The 17,740-nt window shown below is 43.9% G+C and carries 18 protein-coding genes; 12 read left to right on the top strand and 6 right to left on the bottom strand.

Translation table 11 applies throughout. The annotated features are described in order from the left end of the window. The first annotated feature begins 35 nt into the window (after positions 1-35). The 5 genes from HYI04_RS05035 to pgsA all read left to right on the top strand — a co-directional run bounded on the left by HYI04_RS05035 (position 36) and on the right by pgsA (position 4,506). Positions 36-443, top strand: a complete 408-nt coding sequence (locus HYI04_RS05035; RefSeq protein ID WP_159152934.1) for a PH domain-containing protein — start codon at positions 36-38, stop codon at positions 441-443. Between the two features lie 156 nt (positions 444-599). After that, the gene (locus HYI04_RS05030) at positions 600-944 is read left to right on the top strand and encodes a DUF2185 domain-containing protein (RefSeq protein WP_159152935.1); all 345 of its coding nucleotides are present in this window, start codon (positions 600-602) and stop codon (positions 942-944) included. A 160-nt stretch (positions 945-1,104) separates the two neighbouring features. After that, complete coding sequence (gene uvrC, locus HYI04_RS05025) at positions 1,105-2,904, top strand: excinuclease ABC subunit UvrC (protein WP_178895934.1); 1,800 nt, start codon at positions 1,105-1,107, stop codon at positions 2,902-2,904. A 113-nt stretch (positions 2,905-3,017) separates the two neighbouring features. Further along, a complete protein-coding gene (locus HYI04_RS05020) occupies positions 3,018-3,812 on the top strand; it encodes a thioesterase family protein (protein ID WP_159152937.1) in 795 nt (264 codons plus the stop codon). Between the two features lie 106 nt (positions 3,813-3,918). Next, positions 3,919-4,506, top strand: coding sequence for a CDP-diacylglycerol--glycerol-3-phosphate 3-phosphatidyltransferase (gene pgsA / locus HYI04_RS05015; RefSeq protein WP_004692729.1), 588 nt, complete (start codon positions 3,919-3,921; stop codon positions 4,504-4,506). Positions 4,507-4,559: 53 nt separating this feature from the next. Here the strand turns inward: pgsA and HYI04_RS05010 are convergent, their stop codons facing one another. After that, entirely contained in the window at positions 4,560-6,362 is a 1,803-nt protein-coding gene (locus HYI04_RS05010) for an ABC transporter ATP-binding protein (protein WP_159152938.1), read from the bottom strand. 128 nt (positions 6,363-6,490) lie between these two features. Here HYI04_RS05010 and HYI04_RS05005 point away from each other — a divergent pair, with 128 nt between their 5' ends. Further along, the gene (locus tag HYI04_RS05005) at positions 6,491-7,123 is read left to right on the top strand and encodes an alpha-ketoglutarate-dependent dioxygenase AlkB (RefSeq protein ID WP_159152939.1); all 633 of its coding nucleotides are present in this window, start codon (positions 6,491-6,493) and stop codon (positions 7,121-7,123) included. A 6-nt stretch (positions 7,124-7,129) separates the two neighbouring features. Here HYI04_RS05005 and HYI04_RS05000 read toward each other — a convergent pair whose 3' ends face one another. Further along, positions 7,130-7,900 (bottom strand): IclR family transcriptional regulator, encoded by a 771-nt coding sequence (locus tag HYI04_RS05000; protein ID WP_004692725.1) that lies wholly within the window; start codon positions 7,898-7,900, stop codon positions 7,130-7,132. A gap of 447 nt (positions 7,901-8,347) precedes the next feature. Here HYI04_RS05000 and HYI04_RS04995 point away from each other — a divergent pair, with 447 nt between their 5' ends. The 3 genes from HYI04_RS04995 to HYI04_RS04985 are packed head-to-tail and all read left to right on the top strand — an operon-like array spanning position 8,348 to position 11,681. Beyond that, positions 8,348-10,429, top strand: coding sequence for an FUSC family protein (locus tag HYI04_RS04995; RefSeq protein ID WP_178895942.1), 2,082 nt, complete (start codon positions 8,348-8,350; stop codon positions 10,427-10,429). Between the two features lie 2 nt (positions 10,430-10,431). Beyond that, on the top strand, positions 10,432-10,638 hold the full coding sequence (locus tag HYI04_RS04990) for a DUF1656 domain-containing protein (protein ID WP_159152940.1): 207 nt from the start codon (positions 10,432-10,434) through the stop codon (positions 10,636-10,638). Between the two features lie 35 nt (positions 10,639-10,673). Beyond that, positions 10,674-11,681 (top strand): HlyD family secretion protein, encoded by a 1,008-nt coding sequence (locus HYI04_RS04985; RefSeq protein WP_004692722.1) that lies wholly within the window; start codon positions 10,674-10,676, stop codon positions 11,679-11,681. Between the two features lie 122 nt (positions 11,682-11,803). On the opposite strand, the gene ruvX is transcribed toward HYI04_RS04985, so the two are convergent. The 3 genes from ruvX to recN all read right to left on the bottom strand — a co-directional run bounded on the left by ruvX (position 11,804) and on the right by recN (position 14,568). Continuing rightward, a complete protein-coding gene (gene ruvX, locus HYI04_RS04980; RefSeq protein ID WP_159152941.1) occupies positions 11,804-12,247 on the bottom strand; it encodes a Holliday junction resolvase RuvX in 444 nt (147 codons plus the stop codon). Further along, positions 12,240-12,794 carry a YqgE/AlgH family protein gene (locus HYI04_RS04975; RefSeq protein ID WP_004692720.1) on the bottom strand — a complete coding sequence of 185 codons (555 nt, stop codon included), beginning with the start codon at positions 12,792-12,794 and terminating at the stop codon, positions 12,240-12,242. The genes ruvX and HYI04_RS04975 overlap by 8 nt, the downstream gene beginning before the upstream one ends. A gap of 112 nt (positions 12,795-12,906) precedes the next feature. Beyond that, complete coding sequence (recN, locus tag HYI04_RS04970; protein ID WP_178895933.1) at positions 12,907-14,568, bottom strand: DNA repair protein RecN; 1,662 nt, start codon at positions 14,566-14,568, stop codon at positions 12,907-12,909. Positions 14,569-14,959: 391 nt separating this feature from the next. On the opposite strand from recN, the gene HYI04_RS04965 reads away from it, so the two are divergent. The 3 genes from HYI04_RS04965 (at position 14,960) to HYI04_RS04955 (ending at position 17,125) form a co-directional block, all read left to right on the top strand. Next, positions 14,960-15,283, top strand: a complete 324-nt coding sequence (locus tag HYI04_RS04965; protein ID WP_125280995.1) for a pyrimidine/purine nucleoside phosphorylase — start codon at positions 14,960-14,962, stop codon at positions 15,281-15,283. A gap of 142 nt (positions 15,284-15,425) precedes the next feature. Then, positions 15,426-16,175: a 23S rRNA (guanosine(2251)-2'-O)-methyltransferase RlmB gene (gene rlmB, locus HYI04_RS04960; protein ID WP_004692717.1), complete on the top strand. Its 750-nt coding sequence runs from the start codon at positions 15,426-15,428 to the stop codon at positions 16,173-16,175. Positions 16,176-16,207: 32 nt separating this feature from the next. After that, positions 16,208-17,125, top strand: coding sequence for a DMT family transporter (locus HYI04_RS04955; protein ID WP_178895932.1), 918 nt, complete (start codon positions 16,208-16,210; stop codon positions 17,123-17,125). A gap of 13 nt (positions 17,126-17,138) precedes the next feature. Here the strand turns inward: HYI04_RS04955 and coaE are convergent, their stop codons facing one another. Next, positions 17,139-17,738, bottom strand: coding sequence for a dephospho-CoA kinase (gene coaE / locus HYI04_RS04950; RefSeq protein WP_178895931.1), 600 nt, complete (start codon positions 17,736-17,738; stop codon positions 17,139-17,141). Between the last annotated feature and the right edge of the window lie 2 nt (positions 17,739-17,740).

Below are 17,740 nucleotides of genomic sequence, written 5' to 3'. Positions count from 1 at the left end.
CAACTTATAACTTAGATAAAGCATGAGGTTTCAAGGTGCAAAAGTTTCGTTCTAAGATGGACTGGTGGTTTTTGGGGTTTATTATTGCGATGTCAGGCCTGTTAGCCCAATTGATTTTGACCACCTATGGCAAAGGCATTTTGATGCAAAATTTTTTGTTCGTTGTGGTCTATGCTTTGACTATTGTTTTGCTGTGGTGGCCGCTGTGGAGTACTCGCTATGTGGTCGATCAGGGGCAACTGACAGTTCGCAGTCTCTGTTTTAAATGGATCATTCCCTTGACTGCGATACAGTCGGTTTCTGAAACAGATAATTCAATCAGTTCACCTGCTTTGTCTCTAGACCGTCTAAAGATTGAATACTTAAAAGAGGGCCAAACCAAAACCATTTTGGTGTCACCGAAAGACAAAGTCGCGTTTAAAGCTGCGTTAAAATTGTCATAAATATAGTCTTAGGCAGGTTCTATGCTTTAAGGGCCTAAGCGAGTGAAAGCCTTGCTCAAATATGCCGTGAGGACTAAAGTAAAATAAACTTGAGTCCTATTCACTCTCACAAACCTCCACTTGCAAAACGTCTACTTGCCGTTGAAGGATATGCTTATGAAGTCGTATCAATTGAGTCCGACACAAATTCAAACTTTAGTGCCTCATATGGGAAGTTGTATCGCATCAGATATGATTACGGTGCATGGCCTAAAAGTGGCCTACATGTACCGTGAAGAAGCACAATCTAGCGATGAAAGTGGCTGGGTTTTTTTATCGGGTGAAGAAGGAGATGACTATATTGAAGACCCTGAAAACTTGGGTCTTTATGAGGTCAATGTGATTGCCAACTATGATAGGGACATCATTGCTCACTTAAATGCGCCTGCGGGAAGTCACTTTGCCCGCAATGAGCAAGGTGTGTTTGAACGGATCGATTTTGAAGCGATGGATCTGGAATAAGCCTTCAATCTCAGTATCAATGTCTTTTGCCAGCCAGACTGGTTTTGAAATGAACTTTCATGTGCTTGAAATGCGTCAGACCTGCCCAATCTAAAAGACAGATCCAAGGCTAAGCCTAAGCAGAACAGTTGACGGCGAGCCGAGAAAATTAGGGAACCCTGTGAACGAAAACGCACGAGAACATATCGAAAAAATTTTAGCCAATATGACCACACTGCCGGGCGTTTATCGCATGCTCGGCAAAGACGGTGAACTGCTGTATGTGGGCAAAGCGAAAAATTTAAAAAATCGTGTTTCCAGTTATTTTGTCAAAACTATTGAGCACCCGAAGACGCAGGCTTTGGTGGCGCGTATTTATGACATCGAAACCTTAGTCGTTCGTTCCGAAACTGAAGCGCTGCTGCTTGAACAAAACCTGATTAAGCTGCACCGTCCACCCTATAACATCATGCTCAGGGACGATAAGTCCTATGTGTATATCTTTGTCTCTGCCGACAAACCTTATCCACGGATTGCATCGGGTCGGGGCAAAGGCAAACACCAAGTTGGGAAGTTTTTTGGACCGTATCCGAGTGCTTATAATGCACGGGATACTTTGTTGGTTTTGCAAAAGCTGTTTAATGTTCGCCAGTGTGAAAATAGCTATTTTTCACAGCGTAAGCGTCCTTGTTTGCAGTATCAAATCAAACGTTGTTCAGCGCCGTGTGTAGGACTCATTAGCCCTGAAGAGTATAAAAATGATGTCGATAACTCGATTCGTTTTTTACAAGGGGACACCAAAGAGCTGAATCAAGAACTGATTGCGAAAATGGAGCAAGCGGCCGAAGCCCTAGAATTTGAAAAAGCGGTGTTTTACCGTGACCGTATGGCACTGTTACGGGATGTCCAGTCTCAACAAGCTATTTATAAGCTCAAAGGTGAGGCCGATATTTTAGCGATTGCCTATCAGGCAGGGGTGACCTGTGTGCAGATTATGCATGTGCGTAACGGGAAAATGCTCGGAGGAAAAAGTTATTTTCCAGATATGCTCGGAGAGGGTTTGGGGCAAATGCTGGCCGACTTCATAGCGAACTTTTATTTCCAAGTGGCGGATGAAGTACCCAGTGAGGTGATTGTAAATGTCGAATTGCCCGATCAAAAAGAACTGGAACAAGCACTACAGCAACAGTTTGATAAGAAAGTACAGATTAAACATAGCGTGCGTGAGACACGTGCAGAATGGTTAGAGCTGGCACAGATGAATGTGCAGCATGCGATCAAAGGGCAATTGGCTAATCACTTTGAGCTGAATGAGCGTTTCCATCAACTTGAACAAGTGGTGGGACGTCCGATTGATCGGATCGAATGTTTTGACATCTCACATACCATGGGTGAAGAAACCGTGGCTTCGTGTGTGGTATTCGACAGTGGCGGCATTCGTAAGCGCGATTATCGTCAGTTTTCAATTCAAGACATTACCGCGGGTGATGACTATGCCGCAATACGCCAAGCCCTGACTCGTCGTTATAAAAAAGCCATGTTGCCTGATTTACTCTTGATTGATGGTGGCAAAGGGCAGTTGCATATGGCGATGGACGTCATGCAAGAGCTGGGTTTAGAGGCCTTTATGGTTGGGGTGTCAAAAGGCGAGGGGCGTAAACCGGGTCTTGAAACCCTACACTTTACCGATGGAACTAAAATTCAGTTGCCTGAAGATCATAAAGCGTTGCATTTGATACAACAGGTGCGTGATGAGGCACACCGGTTTGCGATTACTAAACACCGAGCTAAACGTGATAAAAAACGTGGTTCATCGATTTTGGAAGTGATTCCAGGTTTGGGTCCGAAACGCCGCCGCGATTTGTTGACGCACTTTGGCGGGATTCAAGGGGTGTTGAAAGCCTCCGAAAAAGACTTAACCCTAGTCCCCGGTTTGGGTGAAGTGATGGCCCGCACCATTTATAAAGTTTTGCATGAGTAGAACCGCATCTACTGCGATTGCAAAAGTGCTCATTGACGCATGGGTCATTGATCATTCACATTGGTTGAATTGTGTTGTAAAGATATGGACGGAATTTAAAACAAGGATGCCACATGTCACTTCAACACAGTTATCAGGCTTTATCAGAACAAGAATGGATTGATATTCCTACAGGTTGGTTACAAGGACGCACGATTTATGGGGGACTGGTCGCAGGTTTAATGATGCAAAAAGCATTGTTGACTCTTGCCGATGACACGAAGCATTTACTCAGTTGTAGCGTGACTTTTGTTGGCCCAGTACAACAAGCCAAAGTTCGTTTAACCAGCGAGATTCTCCGTCAAGGCAAATCGGTTACCACCTTGGAAGTACGTTTATGGCAGGATGATGCAGTTCAAAGTATTTTGGTGGCAAGCTTCGGGACACAGCGTGAATCGAGTATCCATGTGCATCAAGAACCTGTAGCACCCGCGTTTCCATCGGTTGATGGTCTTACAACAGCGCCGCATCACCCGCTTGCACCTGAGTGTTTTAAGCAGCTGGATATGGTTTGGGTGACAGGGCAGTATCCATGTACAGCCAGCCCAAAGCCTGACTTTTCTGGCTGGTATCGCTTTAATCCAGACTTACATGAAAATCGAGACATGACCGTAGCCGACCTCATGGTGTCGATGGACATTTGGCCACCAGGGGTGCTACCGATGTTTAAAAGTATGGCACCTGCCAGTTCGCTAACATGGCATTTGACCTATGTGCATCCGCTGAAAAATCAGTTACACGATTGGATGAAATACCACGTTGAAACGCAATATGCTGCGGATGGATATTCCACCGAAGCCGCCTATTTGTGGGATGATCAGAATCGTTTAATTGCAATTTCGCGTCAAACAGTTACCGTGTTTGCCTAGTGACACCTTAGGTCAATTCGTATAAAGTGGGCGCTATTAACGATGGATTAAACCTCAAAAAAGTGTGCATTTTCATCGTACATGAGGGAAACAACGGGCGGTGTTTATGACTACAGGTCGCATCCTGAATATTCCTAATATCTTGACCTTGGCGCGTATTGCCTTAATTCCGGTCTTTTTGTTGGTGGCCTATTGGCCCCCTGTAATGGGTATCGCTGAACAAGCGGTAAGTATGTCTCGTCATATTTTGTTGACGTCTATTTTTGTCGTTGCAGCGGTGACAGATTGGTTCGATGGTTATTTGGCGCGGACTTTAAATCAGACCTCTGCATTTGGGCGTTTCTTAGACCCTGTTGCGGATAAATTGATGGTGGCAGCAGCACTGATCGTGTTGGTGCAGTGGAAACCAGAAATTTCGATGGCATTTGCGGCGATTGTGATTATTTCCCGTGAAATTACGGTGTCAGCACTGCGTGAATGGATGGCAGAATTGGGTGCACGTACTAATGTAGCCGTGTCTACGGTCGGGAAATATAAAACTGCTTTTCAAATGATTGCAATTACCGTGTTCTTACTGAATTGGCAGCCGCTTGAAATGTTGGCTTATGCATTGTTGTATACCGCAGTAATTTTGACTTTATGGTCGATGTTTATTTACCTCAAAGCGGCTTGGCCATACTTAAAACAGCCTTGATTGTTAGATTTTTAAGAAGCTCCTGCGGGAGCTTTTTTTGTACCTGAGATTCATTAGCTATGCGTTTCTTCCTCAGTATCATCTTCAAAAGTCTTGGCAATTTTTTCAATATTTAGACTCTTGGCCATGGCATCGAAAATTTCCTTATAGACCCCATCCTGACGGTACAGCGCTTCATGTTCTCCATGTTCAGCAATACAGCCTTCCTTCATGACATAGGTATAATCGGCATCGATAATTTGTGACAAACTATGTGAAATAATAATCACCGTTCGCCCTTGTTTGATCTCATCGAGGCTCTGTTTAATTTGCTCGCTAGCAATGGCATCGAGGCTGGCGGTTGGTTCATCGAGAAAAATAATTGGTGGATTTTTGAGGAACATGCGTGCCAGTGCAATACGCTGTTGTTGCCCGCCTGAGAGCATCAGTGCATCGGATTGGTAAGCTGCGGGGAGCTGCAAAATTTGTTCATGAATAGAGGCTTTTTCTGCGGCAGCATAGACTTCATCATCTGTGGCATTGATTTTTCCATAGCGAATATTGTCTAAAATACTGCCTTGGAAAATGTGATTTTTCTGTAAGACGAGGCCAATGTGCTCGCGTAAATAGGCGGTGTCGATGTCTTGTAAATCAATTCCATCAAGCTCAATTTTTCCTGTATCTGGCTGATAAAATTTATCTAATAGGCTAATTAAAGTGGATTTTCCTGCACCGGATAAACCGACCAAGGCCGTGATTTTGTTGGGTCGAATTTCCATGTTGACTTGCTTAAGCGCATGATGACCATTGGGGTATAAAAAATCGACACTCTTTAGGCTGAATTTTCCCTGAATTTGGGGTTTGAGTGCACCACTTTGCTCGATTTCATCATCTGCTTCTAAAATTTTAAAAAAACTTTCCGCGTAAATCATCGCATCATTCACTTCATCATAAATACGGTGCAATGAACGAATGGGTGCGGAGACATTATTGAACAGCAAAATATGAAACATGATCATGCCAATGCTCATTTCTCCATCGAGTACAAAGTACGCTGTGAGGATGATAATCAGCACAATCCCGATTTGTTCAATAAAGGTCTTTAAGCCATCAAATAAAAAGCTGAGTTGGCGCGTTTGCATCTGATTATCGGTCAGTGCTTTTTGCAGTTTCAGTTGTTTGGTCGACTCAATAGACTCTCGGTTAAAGGACTTAATCACGCTAATCGACTGGATAATACTGAGAATGCCTTGGCTCTTTTTTTCACGGCCATCACGCAGGTTGCGCCGCCATCCGCCGAGTTTCTTAGCTTGTTGGAATGTCAGCCAAAAGTAAATTGGGATAATACTGGTCGCCACCAAACCGACGTAGAAGTTGGCATAGTACATCAGCCCCAGTGCCACAATGGCACTGCTAAAAAGTGGCAAAATATCGATAAAAAAGATTTGTACCAGACGGGTCAGTGAACCAATGCCACGGTCAATTCGCGTTTGTAGCTTACCCGCTTGGTTTTGATCGGCATTAAAAAAAGCCAAACGGTAGTTGAGGAATTTTTCGATAATACTTTGCGCCAAGTCTTGTGATACTAGAATGCGGAGCTTTTCCCCATAAAACTTTTGACCAAACTGCACCAAGGCACTGATGATTTCTTTACTGAGTAAAATCACAGAAATGGTGATCAAAATGTGTAGGCCTTCGGTCAGTCCTTGGCCTTGTTCGACCAGACGGTTGATACTGTCGACGGCATATTGCAAAGTCAGAGCATTGACCTGAGCAGTGAAGGAACCTATCAGCGTCAGGATCAAGGTCGCAACTACCAATATCCGATAGGGGCGGACAAAGGGGCGAAGCTTTTGAAACAACTGCCAAAGGTTCATACATGCTTCTTTTTATTGTGAAAGTTCACATGAGTGTATGCATAAGGAAGCTAGGCGACAAGCTGTGACTTTGTTTTGATTTGTGTCGTTCTAAATTCAGTTAAACTGTTTGCAGAGGAGGAAAAGTCATGACCTTAGATCTGTTTAGTCCTGAACCGCAAGCAAACTTGCTCCCATTCGATGGGCAGGTGCAGGACTTGGGCTTGATTTTAACGGCAGAGCAAAGTGCGAAATATTTGGATTATTTTTTAGCACATTTGGCATGGCAACCTGACGAGGTCGTACTGTATGGCAAACGTTATGTCACGGAGCGAAAAGTGGTGTGGTATGGCGATGCCGAGTATGAATATCACTATTCGGGCAGTGCCAAGCAAGCACGGTTATGGAATCCAGCTTTGTTTCGTTTAAAACAACATATTGAGCAATTGGTGGGACATCCATTTAACTCATGCCTAGCTAATTTATATGAAAATGGCAGCCAAGCCGTCGGCTGGCATAGTGATGATGAGCCTTCACTACGTTCACCGCAGCAAGAAAATGTGGTGATTGCCTCACTCAGTTTTGGCGCAACCCGTAAGTTTTGCTTTAAGCACAAGTTTAAACAGGAAAAAGTCGGGCTGATGTTGCACAGCGGGCAATTGATCGTGATGCGTGGACAGACCCAGCGCTACTGGAAACATGCTTTGATGAAATCCAGCAAAATCACTGAGCCGCGTCTGAATTTAACCTTTCGCTATTTCTATCCAATGCTTCAACGCTAAGTAAAATTAAGCTTCAATATTATGCAATAGATGGCATTTCTGTTCGATCTGTAAGGCGCTATGTCTTAATATTTCAACCATTTTTTTCAGATCCACAAATTCAAACCGGTTTTTCGAAGCCAATAAGGTCAGTGCCAACGGTGTATCTTTGGGTGAAAATTTGACTGGTACAGACAGACTGGCTAGGTTGGGGTCAAACTCGCCATTGGAAAAATAATAGCCCTGTTTCTTAATGGCTTTCATTTTCTGTAAAAATTCATCTTGGCTCGCAGCAAAATTGACTTCGGCCAGCTGAGCCGAAAATTTTTGATAATATTCAATAATTTTAGCTTTGCTGAGCTGTGAAATCACCACTTTAGGCGATGAACCTAAATATACGGGACGTGGGCAACCACGCCCATAAGAAAATAACTCAAGGTCTTTAAAGACTTCACCATATAGGTCAATACAGTGCTCTGCGTTGAGCTGGGTGAGGATACAGCAAAACTCCGTTCGCTCAACGATGTCTTGCATAAAAGGAATGCTGATTTGTAAGAGTGGGTCTGTCGTTCGAGAGATATAGTCCAAAACAGCAATTTGAGAGCCTAAAGTATAGTCACCACTGGTTCCACTTAAGCGCTGTAAAAGTCCTGCGGATACCAATTCCTTTAAATAACGATAACTGGTGGGCTGTGATAGCCCCAGTTCGGCACTGATGATATCGACATTGATAATCGGGCGTGACACAGAAAAGAGGTCTAAGACAGTGAGAATTTTACCGAAACTTGAAAGTGCCATAAGAACCTACTTAGTCAAAATAAAAGCCATTTGAACGACAGTTACTATATAACAAAAACCCTAGACTCGACATGGCTTTCGTTCTGAGCGCATGGCTTTCGTGGACTTTTATCAGCATTTGTAACGCAATAAAAGGGGTGAAATATGATCTTAAAAACATGTAAATTATCATATTAAGATATTTTAATTGACAAAAATCCATATTTTTGGAAAAATTATCATTATAAATGTCTTTTAATGAATAATGATTTTGTTATTTATTGAGCTATTTTCTTTCCTTTCAACATGGCGCTGTCTTTGACCATGTCTGTAAAAGACTTCATTTATTGAATTATTTTTTCATCCGTCTTCGCATGAGGTGAGGACGAAGTGATGCTGTTTGTCTGAGCAATGCTGTGTTGAAGAGTTGTTTAAATGTTGTCATTCAGCGCATTTAGAGATGAATTTATGTTCCTCACCAAACAGTTACTCGCATTCCGCCCAAATAAATTGGACTGGATTTTTGCGACGAAAACCTTTTTGGCAGGCATGCTTTCACTTTATGTCGCATTTTCATTAGATTTGGCTTATCCCATTTGGGCGATTGGAACGGTCTTCGTTATCGCAAACCCATATGCAGGAATGACTTCCTCAAAAAGTCTTTATCGAGTGTTGGGAACGTTGCTGGGAGCGATTGTTTCGATTGCAGTCACGCCAAACCTTATCAACACGCCTGAATTGTTCACATTATTTTTAGCCACATGGGTCGGGTTTTGTCTCTATTTTTCATTGTTGGATCGGACGCCGCGTAGCTATATTTTTATGTTGGCGGGCTATACCACGGTCATTATTTGCTACAACATTGTCTATAACATTGAAACCACTTCCATGTTTGATATGGCGATTGGTCGCTGCATTGAAATCACGGTGGGAGTGCTGTGTAGTGCAGTGGTGAATGCGGTACTGTTTCCCATGCATATTGGTCCCGTAGTCAAAACCCGTGTTTCACAGACTTTTCAAGACACTCGAGCGGTTTTTGATCAGATCCTGACAGATGATGTTAAGGCCATTAATTACAGCACTACGCTTAGTCATATCACGCGGGATATTGCCGATATTCATGTGATGGCCGTGCACTTGAGCTATGAAAAATCAACCTTGCAGGGCATGACCAAACCGCTCCAAGAAATGCTGCATCAACTCAGTATGTTGGTGACAAACTTGGTGGCCATGGCCGAGCGAATTCAGCAGTTAGATCACATTGACTCACGCTACCGACCAGCTTTAGAAAAGGCGCATGTACAGATTGTAAAATTTTTACAAAGTGATCAGGTCATTTTAGAGCAGGACTTAAACCAGCTACCTGAGCAGTTTGAGTCGAGTTTTCAAGCCGTGTTTGACAGTGCCTTGCCACAGCAGCAAGTCATGTTGGTCAGTTTAAAAATGGATGTGCGTCATTTCACCCAAAATATACGCGCCATTAGGTTGATTTGGCAGCGTATCCAACAGGGGGATGACAGCTTACCCGCAATAGTGACCCCAATTAGTACAAACTATCCCAACTTACATCGAGATCATGGCGTAGCCGTGCGTGGCGGCATTTCAGCTTTTATTGTGGTGCTTGTGGCGACTGGTTTTTGGATTATCAGTGGTTGGAAAGCCGGTTTTATGATGGCAGAGATGGCCGCTATTTGTGCCTGTATTCTGACCAGTATGGACAATCCTGTTCCTGCCTTAAAAATCTTTATCCGTGCCAGTCTGTATGCGGCGATTATTGTCTTTATTTATGCTTATGGCATCTTCCCACACATCAGCGCTTTTTGGATGTTGGCTGTGGTGTTGGCCCCTTTTTGTATGTACTGTCTGATGCTGTTTTTACATCCGCCGCTCACAGGTTTGGCGCTACCTTTGATAATGGGTGTGGTCATGGGCTTAAATCTGCAAAACCGTTATCACCTTGACCAAGTGATGTTTTTTGATGCATCGATTGGGACGGTGCTTGGCCCCATCATTTCTGTCTATGTGATTCACTTGGTGCGTGCGATGTCGCCGGACATTACAGCCAAGCGAATCCTGTCTTTACATTATAAAGCGATACGACAAGCGCTTTATCTACCTTATGGGGTGGAATTTAGAGTGCATTTGCGCAGTATGTTGGATCGGATAGGCGTACTGAATACCAAGTTGGTACAGTCCGATCGTTTGAAGCAAAAAATTAATTTGGCCCTGATTGAATCCAGTGCGGTGATTGATTTAACTCGGGTGCAAGAACTGATTGAAAAAATGCCTGTGCAGGCCTTGATCACGCTACATCTACAAGAACTACAAAGCCAAATGGATGCTTATTTTCACGCGAAAGAATTAGACCATAGCGACCTACAGGTCAGAAAACATATTTTGGACAAAATTCAGATCATTCAGGCCGAGCTTATACAGCTGCAAGACCTAAGCATTGCTCGGCGTTTACAAGTTTCACTGAATAATATTCAAAGCAGTCTCTGTCATGCGACATGGGACGAAATGTCTCAAGTCAGTTTGATGGGAGCATAACGATGGGTGAACTTAATATCTATGGTGTGTATGTGCCAGTTTTGGCCATTCAGGCGGTATTGGCCTACATCGTATTAAAGTTACTCATGCGGGTGACCGATCCTTGGGTCGACAAAGGCTGGATTTTTTTACCCAGTATTTTTTATTTATGCCTCTACATTACAGTGCTTGGCATGGTCCATTGGGGTTTTATCGTGAGCTTTGCCTAAGCGCACATCTGATTGAAATGAATGAGGTAAAAGAAATGGCATCCTTTGATTGGCGTAAACTGAGCCGTCCCATCACTTTAGTACTGATTGCGGGTATTGCGATCGCGGTGCTCGTGCATCTTTGGCATTATTATAATGCTGAACCGTGGACACGTGATGGGCGGGTTCGTGGCGATGTGATTCAAGTGTCTTCCGATGTATCGGGCTTAGTCACAGAAGTTTTAGTGCATGATAATCAAAGTGTTAAACAAGGTCAGGTGCTGTTTAAAATTGATGTGGCGCGTCAGGCACTTGATGTGGAACAAGCCAAATCAGACTTGGCTAAAGCTAAAGCCAGTTTGGCTGCTGCCGAAGCTGAGCTGTTTCAAAGCAAAGCCAATTTGACCAAATCACAAGCCAATAGTCACTTGGCCGATAAAAATGCAGAACGCTATGCAAATTTGATGGATGGTGCTATTTCAAAGCAAGAACAAGATCAGATGTTTGCCGTACGAGATCAATCGCATGCCGAACATGAACAAATGCAAGCGGCGATTCAGCAGGCCAAAGCCAATATTGCGCAGCAACAGGCGTTAATCGATGTAGCTACCAGTAATTTACATTTGGCTGAATTAAACTTGAACCGTTCCGAAGTGGTGGCACCAGCCGATGGCACACTGTCTAATTTTGAGATGAAAGCAGGAAATTATGTCAAAGTGGGGCAGGCGGTAGCGGCATTATTAGATCGCTCACAGCTTTATGTGGTCGGTTATTTTGAAGAAACCAAGTTAAATAAAATATATTTGGGTGCGCCCGCTACTGTACAGTTGATGGGGGACTCAAACATATTGAAAGGACATGTGCAGGGGATTGCTTCAGGCATTGAAGATCGTGAACGAACTACAAGTACAGGTTTGTTGGCCAATGTAAACCCAACCTTTAGTTGGGTGCGTTTAGCGCAGCGCGTTCCTGTGAAAATTGCACTGGATGATATTCCGAAAAATGAATTGGCATTTGTCGCGGGGCGAACCGTGACAGTACATATTACCGAGTCACAGCACTAAATTGACCTCTGTTCATTTCAAAAAAAAGCATCCAATGAGGATGCTTTTTTTTGAACGCTATTTAATGTTGAGATACGACTCCAGTCATAAAACCCATGTCATCTATTTTAAGAAAGTCTTACTTAAGGCGTAAGACCTTCAGGATCGCGATACCAGCTTTCAATAAACAATGTTGCGGCAAGGCTATCAGCAGAAAGTTTTTTACCTCGGCCTTGCGCATGGTAATGGCTCAGCTCATCACGGGCTGCACGAGTACTTAAGCGTTCATCTACCATCCATGTTTCAATATTGGTTTGATGACGTAAACGACGTGCGAACTTACGTGCTCGAGCAGATAATTCTGACTCACTATCATCCATATTCAGCGGTAAACCGACTAAAAATACATTGGGCTGATATTGGTTAATAATTTTATGCAGTTCATCCCAGTTGGGGATGCCATCTTTCATTGGAAATAAAGCCAAAGGTGTTGCACTTTCAATCAATGCTTGACCGACTGCCATGCCCATTTTTTGTGTACCGAAGTCAAATGCCATAATCATTTGGGGCGTGTTTAAATCAGGCATGTCCAATCTCAGAAGACAACCAGGTTCGGTCCAGCCCGAGCTTTTTATAGGCTGCGTCCCAACGGTCGTCATAAGGAATATTAAAAATCAAATCCATATCAGCATCGCAGACTAACCAATCACCACGAGATAGCTCATCTTCCAATTGGTTTTTGGTCCAACTGGTATAGCCCAAAGCAATTTGATAGCGACCTACACCTTCATTATGTGCAATCGCATCTAAAATATCTTTAGATGTGGTGATACAGATATTTTCGCCCACCGCAATGGAAGAGTGCCATGTCGGCTGGCCCGTATGTAAGACAAAGCCAGCTTCTGGACGCAAAGGCCCGCCTTGGAGAACATCGTGTGGTCGTACGTGATCGGCTTCAATTTCAAGATCATTGAGCAGTTCTTTGACTGAAAGTCCTGAAGGGCGGTTGATGATGATGCCTTGAGCACCTTCCTCATCGTGTCGGGCCAAATAAATCACGGTATGGGCAAAGACTTCATCTGCCATATCGGGTGGGGCAATGAGACATCGATGCGTCAGATATTGTTTGCTCACCTAAAGGCTTCTCCTTGAAATTAAAATGCTTCTAGTCAAATGTTGTTATCTACCACGTTACTAGACTAATGCACTTTCTCCAAATCTTTTTTTGTGATCCAGTCTACATAAATTAGGCAGATTGAAACTTCAACTGACGTAATTGCTTGGCATGTTGCAGCGTGGTGTCATTGATTTCAACGCCACCTGTCATGCGTGCGAGCTCATCGATACGCTCATTTTCTTCTAAGTCTAGAATGGTACTGCTGGCAGGGTCGGTCTGACGTTTTTTCACCAACAAGTGCTGGTCAGACTGTGCTGCAACTTGAGCTTGGTGGGTAATACACAGAATTTGCACATGCGAACCCAAGTCGGCCAAGAGACGACCGACAATTTCGGCTGTGCCTCCACTAATACCGACGTCAATTTCATCGAAGACTAAAACTTCAGCTTCGGTTTTTTCAGCATTCATCACTTGCATTACCAACGCGATACGTGACAACTCACCCCCTGAGGCAACTTTGGCCAAAGGTTGCGGTGGGATACCTTTGTTGGCGGTGAACAGTAATTGGATAAAACTTAGGCCTTCACTAGAGACCTGCTCCATCGGCTCAAATTTGAACTCAAAGTGTGCTTCAGGTAGGGCCAATTGTTTGACCTGTTCGGTTAAATGTTTTGCCAATGGTGCGGCTGCATCGCGACGAATTTGGTCGAGGTGCTGGGCTTTATTTAACAGGTCCTGATGCGAGACTTCAACTTGCTCGGCAAGTGTTTCTGGATCTTCTAATAAATGGAGCTGTGCCAGTTCAGATTGCCATTGTTCATGTTCTTGTTTTAAGTGTTCTGGCTGCGTGCGGTACTTACGGGCAAAACGGTGGAACATCTCAAGCTGGGTGTTCAACTCTTCCATACGTTCTGGGTCATAACTTTGACGGTCAATAAACTGACGGAGATTGGCTGTGGCATCGTCAAGCTCACTTTGTGCATTCAGCAAAGACGTATGAATCTCGGCCAATTGTTCACTGCGTCCTGCATGTGACTCTAAGCGGCGAATAATACTGGAAATTTCTTGATTAATATTTTGTTCAGCATCATCTAAGGCCGTAACGGCATAACTACAGTCCTGCATAATGTTTTCATGATGAGACAGGCGGTCGAACTCTTGTTCAATCTCTTTATAGTCGATTTGCACCACATCTTCGAGTTCTTCTAATTGTAAACTCAAAGTATCCATACGTTGCTTACGCGTGGCTTGAGCATCCAATGCGGCTTGGTGCTGACGAATGTCTTTTTGCCATGTATTATAGGCTTCACGCACAGCTTGCGCTTCTGGGTAGAAGTTATGATAGAGGTCTAACCAGCGTCTTGGATAAGGCGGTTCTAATAGCTGTTGCTGACTGTGTTGACTATACAGCTGTACCAGCAAGCGCCCGATTTCTTTCAATTCAGCTAAGCTGCTTGGACGACCATTAATCCATGCTTTGCTACGGCCAGTGGCAAAGATCACACGTCTTAGATGAATTTCTCCTGACTCATCATCTAACTCATGTGCCTTTAACCAAGTGGCTTCAGGGCTGTGCTCTTGATAGCTGAAAATAGCCGTGACATCGGCTTTATCTGAACCGAAACGGACATAGTTGGTGTCGGTACGTTCTCCCAGACAGGCGGACAGTGCATCTAGCAATAATGATTTGCCTGCACCTGTTTCCCCAGTCAGGACATTAAAACCTTGATCGATATCAAGTGCTAAGTGATCGGCTAAAGCAAAATTAATTAAAGTTAAATGTGTCAGCATAAACGCATCCGAGCTGCGAAAAGTTTTAGTTTAAGATAGTGAAGTTTTATTCAGCCGACAAGACGGCAACGCTATTCGTTTTGTGCAAAGTCGGCTTATTTTAGCGTGAATCTGAAAGTCGACCTAGCAGATTTTTTTAAATCCGACTGTTATAGCAAACACAGCACAACAAGTGGGTATGCGATGTATACAGAAAGAGAACGACTCAGCGAACGGATCGCATCGGCAAAAAACACGCCAAAATGGGCTGGAAATTGAGGCAATTGTACGATGGTCGGACTTTAACAAAATATTGATTGAGGGGAATAAAACATCGATTGATTAGTTAATCGCACATCTTTAAACTAGCGAATCAATACGAATATAAATGCGCATTATCTGGAGTGTACGCATGTCAACTCAGTTCGACCATGTCTCTGTCATTAAAAAATCCAATGTTTATTTTGGCGGTTTATGCATCAGTCATACTGTGCAATTTGAAGATGGCACCAAAAAAACGTTAGGGGTTATTCTTCCGACAGAGCAAGCTTTGACGTTTGAAACACATGTAGCAGAGCGTATGGAAATTATTTCAGGCGAATGCCGTGTACAAATTGCTGACAGCGAAGAGAGCGAATTGTTCCGCGCAGGTCAGTCTTTTTATGTGCCTGGCAATAGTCGTTTTAAAATTGAAACCGACGACGTATTGGACTACGTGTGCCATTTAGAAGGCTAAGCTTTCAACCGATACTCGCCAAGTAATTTCGAGCGAAATCGGTTAAACTATCCGTTGCACAGCAATCCTGTAAAGTCAGCTTTACAGGATTTTTATTTTTGGCACATCGTGTCGATGGTCATTTATCTTTTAGAGGTCCTACATGGCTAAACCTGAATATTTCTATGGCGTTCATTCGGTGGAGTCATTGTTGGAACTTGAACCTGAACGTGTACTGACACTTTTTACCTTAAAAGGGCGTGATGACCAGCGTTTAAAGCGTGTACTTGAGTTGGCTGAACCGTTTGGTATTAGCGTACAACAAACCGGTCGTGATCGATTAGAAAAAATGGCGGGCTTGCCATTTCACCAAGGGGTTGTGGCTGCGGTCCGTCCTAATCCAGTTTTTAATGAAAAAGATTTAGAAGCCTTACTGAAGCAATCGCCAAATTGTTTATTGCTGGGTTTAGACCAAGTCACCGATCCGCATAACCTCGGCGCATGTATCCGTACCGCGGCTGCAATGGGCGTTGAGGCCGTGATTGTGCCTCGTGATCGTTCTGCAAGTTTGACCCCGACCGCGCGCAAAGTCGCGGCAGGTGGTGCTGAAAAAGTTAAATTTATCCAAGTGACCAATTTGGCTCGGACTTTAGCGCAAATTAAAGATGAGTTTAATGTGCGTGTGGTCGGTACCATGTTGGATGAAAAAGCCTTGCCGCTACAACAGTTCGATTTTACTGGAACGGCTGTATGTGTGGTGATGGGTGCTGAAGATACTGGTCTGCGTCCCATTACCCAGTCTCAATGCGATCAAACGGTTTATATTCCGATGGCAGGAAATCTACAAAGTTTGAATGTCAGTGTAGCAACGGGTATGGCTTTGTATGAAGCATGCCGTCAACGTAATGTCTAAGATTTTTTAATTCCTGATTCAATGTAAGCCCAATGATGACCCCTCAAAAACAAGGCTATATCTTTATTGCCATCACCATGTGTATTTGGGGGGGATTTACCTTAACGGCGCGGCTCAGTGCCAATTGGGGTATTGGTGCGTGGGATATTACCGCCTTACGTTTTCTGTTGGCGTTTTGCATCTTAATGCCAATCTTGATCTATAAAAAAGATACCGCCTTTTTGTGGAAGAAAGAGCCTTTTATTTTGGCGATGATTGGAGGGGTGTGCTACTGCATCACCGCTTATAGCGCTTTTCATTATGTGCCTGCGGCACATGCTGCAATCTTTCTGAATGGCTGTATTCCGCTTTGCACGGCTGTCGCAGCTTATCTTTTATTTCGACAACCATTTGATCGGCATACTTGGCTCAGCCTCAGTATTATGTTGCTGGCAATGGCGGCCATGAGTGGGCTGATGTATCAAGAAACAGGTATCGCCTTTAGTTTAGGTGATGGCTTGTTTTTCCTCAGTGCCGTGCTGTGGGGAACATTTACCGTTTTATTGAGACAATGGAAACTATCGGCATGGCACTCCATGGCAGGTGTTGCGATTTGGGCTGCGATTGTTTTTGTGCCGATTTATGTTTTATTCCTCCCCAAAACCATAGCGCATGTGCAACCTGTGCAATTGATTGCTCAGGTGGTATTTCATGGTGTGTTCGTAGTCATCGTGGCGACACTCACTTATGTGGAAGCCATTAAGCGTTTGGGGGCATTTAAAACAGGCAGTATTGTGACGTTGGCGCCTTTTATTGCTGCGATTATTGCGGTTCCTTTGCTCAATGAGCCTTTGAGTGTTGCGATTTTATGTGGTCTTCTGGGAATGGGGATCGGGGCCTTGCAGCCATGGCGTTGGATACGGCAGGACAGTTTGAAAGCCCAACTCGTACAACAAAAAAAGCAGTCATAATCGACTGCTTTTTTTAGACTTCTGAATGGGCTAAATACTTTAAATGCAAAGGCCTGAGTTGTGCGTATAAGTGTTCCAAGTGCCCATCATTTACCACAATATCATCGGCTAACGCTTGTTTTTGTTCACGGGACATTTGCGTTTTAATGATGGTTTGAATTTGCTCAATGGTTTGATGGTCGCGCTGTGAAGCGCGGAGAATTTGGATATCAGTTGAAGCATCGATCAAAAGCGTATGTTGCGTCAGTTCATGCTGATTAGTTTCAAAAAGTAGCGGTGAAACCAAAATTGCATAAGGGCTGGTCGCAGCTTGTAATTGTTGCATGATGGACTGACGAATTGCAGGGTGGGTGATCTTTTCCAATTGCTTACGGGCAGACGGGTCTTGAAAAATGTGTTCACGTAAAGCGCGTCGATTCAGTTCGCCATTATCCAGTAAGGCCCACTCACCGAAGCTGCTTCGAATTTGCTGAAGTGCAGGCTGCCCCACTGCAACAATCTCTCGAGCAACGACATCGGCATCGACCACTTGAATGCCTTGTTGTTCAAACCAGTGGCTTGCGGCAGATTTTCCACTGCCAATCCCGCCTGTCAGACCTAAAATAAATGACATAT

The organism is Acinetobacter sp. SwsAc2, from assembly GCF_013391465.1.
Lineage (GTDB): Bacteria > Pseudomonadota > Gammaproteobacteria > Pseudomonadales > Moraxellaceae > Acinetobacter > Acinetobacter johnsonii.
This window is presented reverse-complemented; position numbering and strand designations above follow the sequence as displayed.

What these genes read in the sequence shown, in the direction of transcription:
- HYI04_RS04965 (WP_125280995.1), top strand. Translation starts at nt 14,960, where the DNA reads ATGTCAACTCAGTTCGACCATGTCTCTGTCATTAAAAAATCCAATGTT.
- recN (WP_178895933.1), bottom strand. Translation starts at nt 14,568, where the DNA reads ATGCTGACACATTTAACTTTAATTAATTTTGCTTTAGCCGATCACTTA.
- HYI04_RS05010 (WP_159152938.1), bottom strand. Translation starts at nt 6,362, where the DNA reads ATGAACCTTTGGCAGTTGTTTCAAAAGCTTCGCCCCTTTGTCCGCCCC.
- HYI04_RS04995 (WP_178895942.1), top strand. Translation starts at nt 8,348, where the DNA reads ATGTTCCTCACCAAACAGTTACTCGCATTCCGCCCAAATAAATTGGAC.
- ruvX (WP_159152941.1), bottom strand. Translation starts at nt 12,247, where the DNA reads ATGCCTGATTTAAACACGCCCCAAATGATTATGGCATTTGACTTCGGT.
- HYI04_RS05005 (WP_159152939.1), top strand. Translation starts at nt 6,491, where the DNA reads ATGACCTTAGATCTGTTTAGTCCTGAACCGCAAGCAAACTTGCTCCCA.
- rlmB (WP_004692717.1), top strand. Translation starts at nt 15,426, where the DNA reads ATGGCTAAACCTGAATATTTCTATGGCGTTCATTCGGTGGAGTCATTG.
- HYI04_RS05020 (WP_159152937.1), top strand. Translation starts at nt 3,018, where the DNA reads ATGTCACTTCAACACAGTTATCAGGCTTTATCAGAACAAGAATGGATT.
- HYI04_RS05030 (WP_159152935.1), top strand. Translation starts at nt 600, where the DNA reads ATGAAGTCGTATCAATTGAGTCCGACACAAATTCAAACTTTAGTGCCT.
- pgsA (WP_004692729.1), top strand. Translation starts at nt 3,919, where the DNA reads ATGACTACAGGTCGCATCCTGAATATTCCTAATATCTTGACCTTGGCG.
- HYI04_RS04985 (WP_004692722.1), top strand. Translation starts at nt 10,674, where the DNA reads ATGGCATCCTTTGATTGGCGTAAACTGAGCCGTCCCATCACTTTAGTA.
- HYI04_RS04955 (WP_178895932.1), top strand. Translation starts at nt 16,208, where the DNA reads ATGATGACCCCTCAAAAACAAGGCTATATCTTTATTGCCATCACCATG.
- coaE (WP_178895931.1), bottom strand. Translation starts at nt 17,738, where the DNA reads ATGTCATTTATTTTAGGTCTGACAGGCGGGATTGGCAGTGGAAAATCT.
- HYI04_RS04990 (WP_159152940.1), top strand. Translation starts at nt 10,432, where the DNA reads ATGGGTGAACTTAATATCTATGGTGTGTATGTGCCAGTTTTGGCCATT.
- HYI04_RS05000 (WP_004692725.1), bottom strand. Translation starts at nt 7,900, where the DNA reads ATGGCACTTTCAAGTTTCGGTAAAATTCTCACTGTCTTAGACCTCTTT.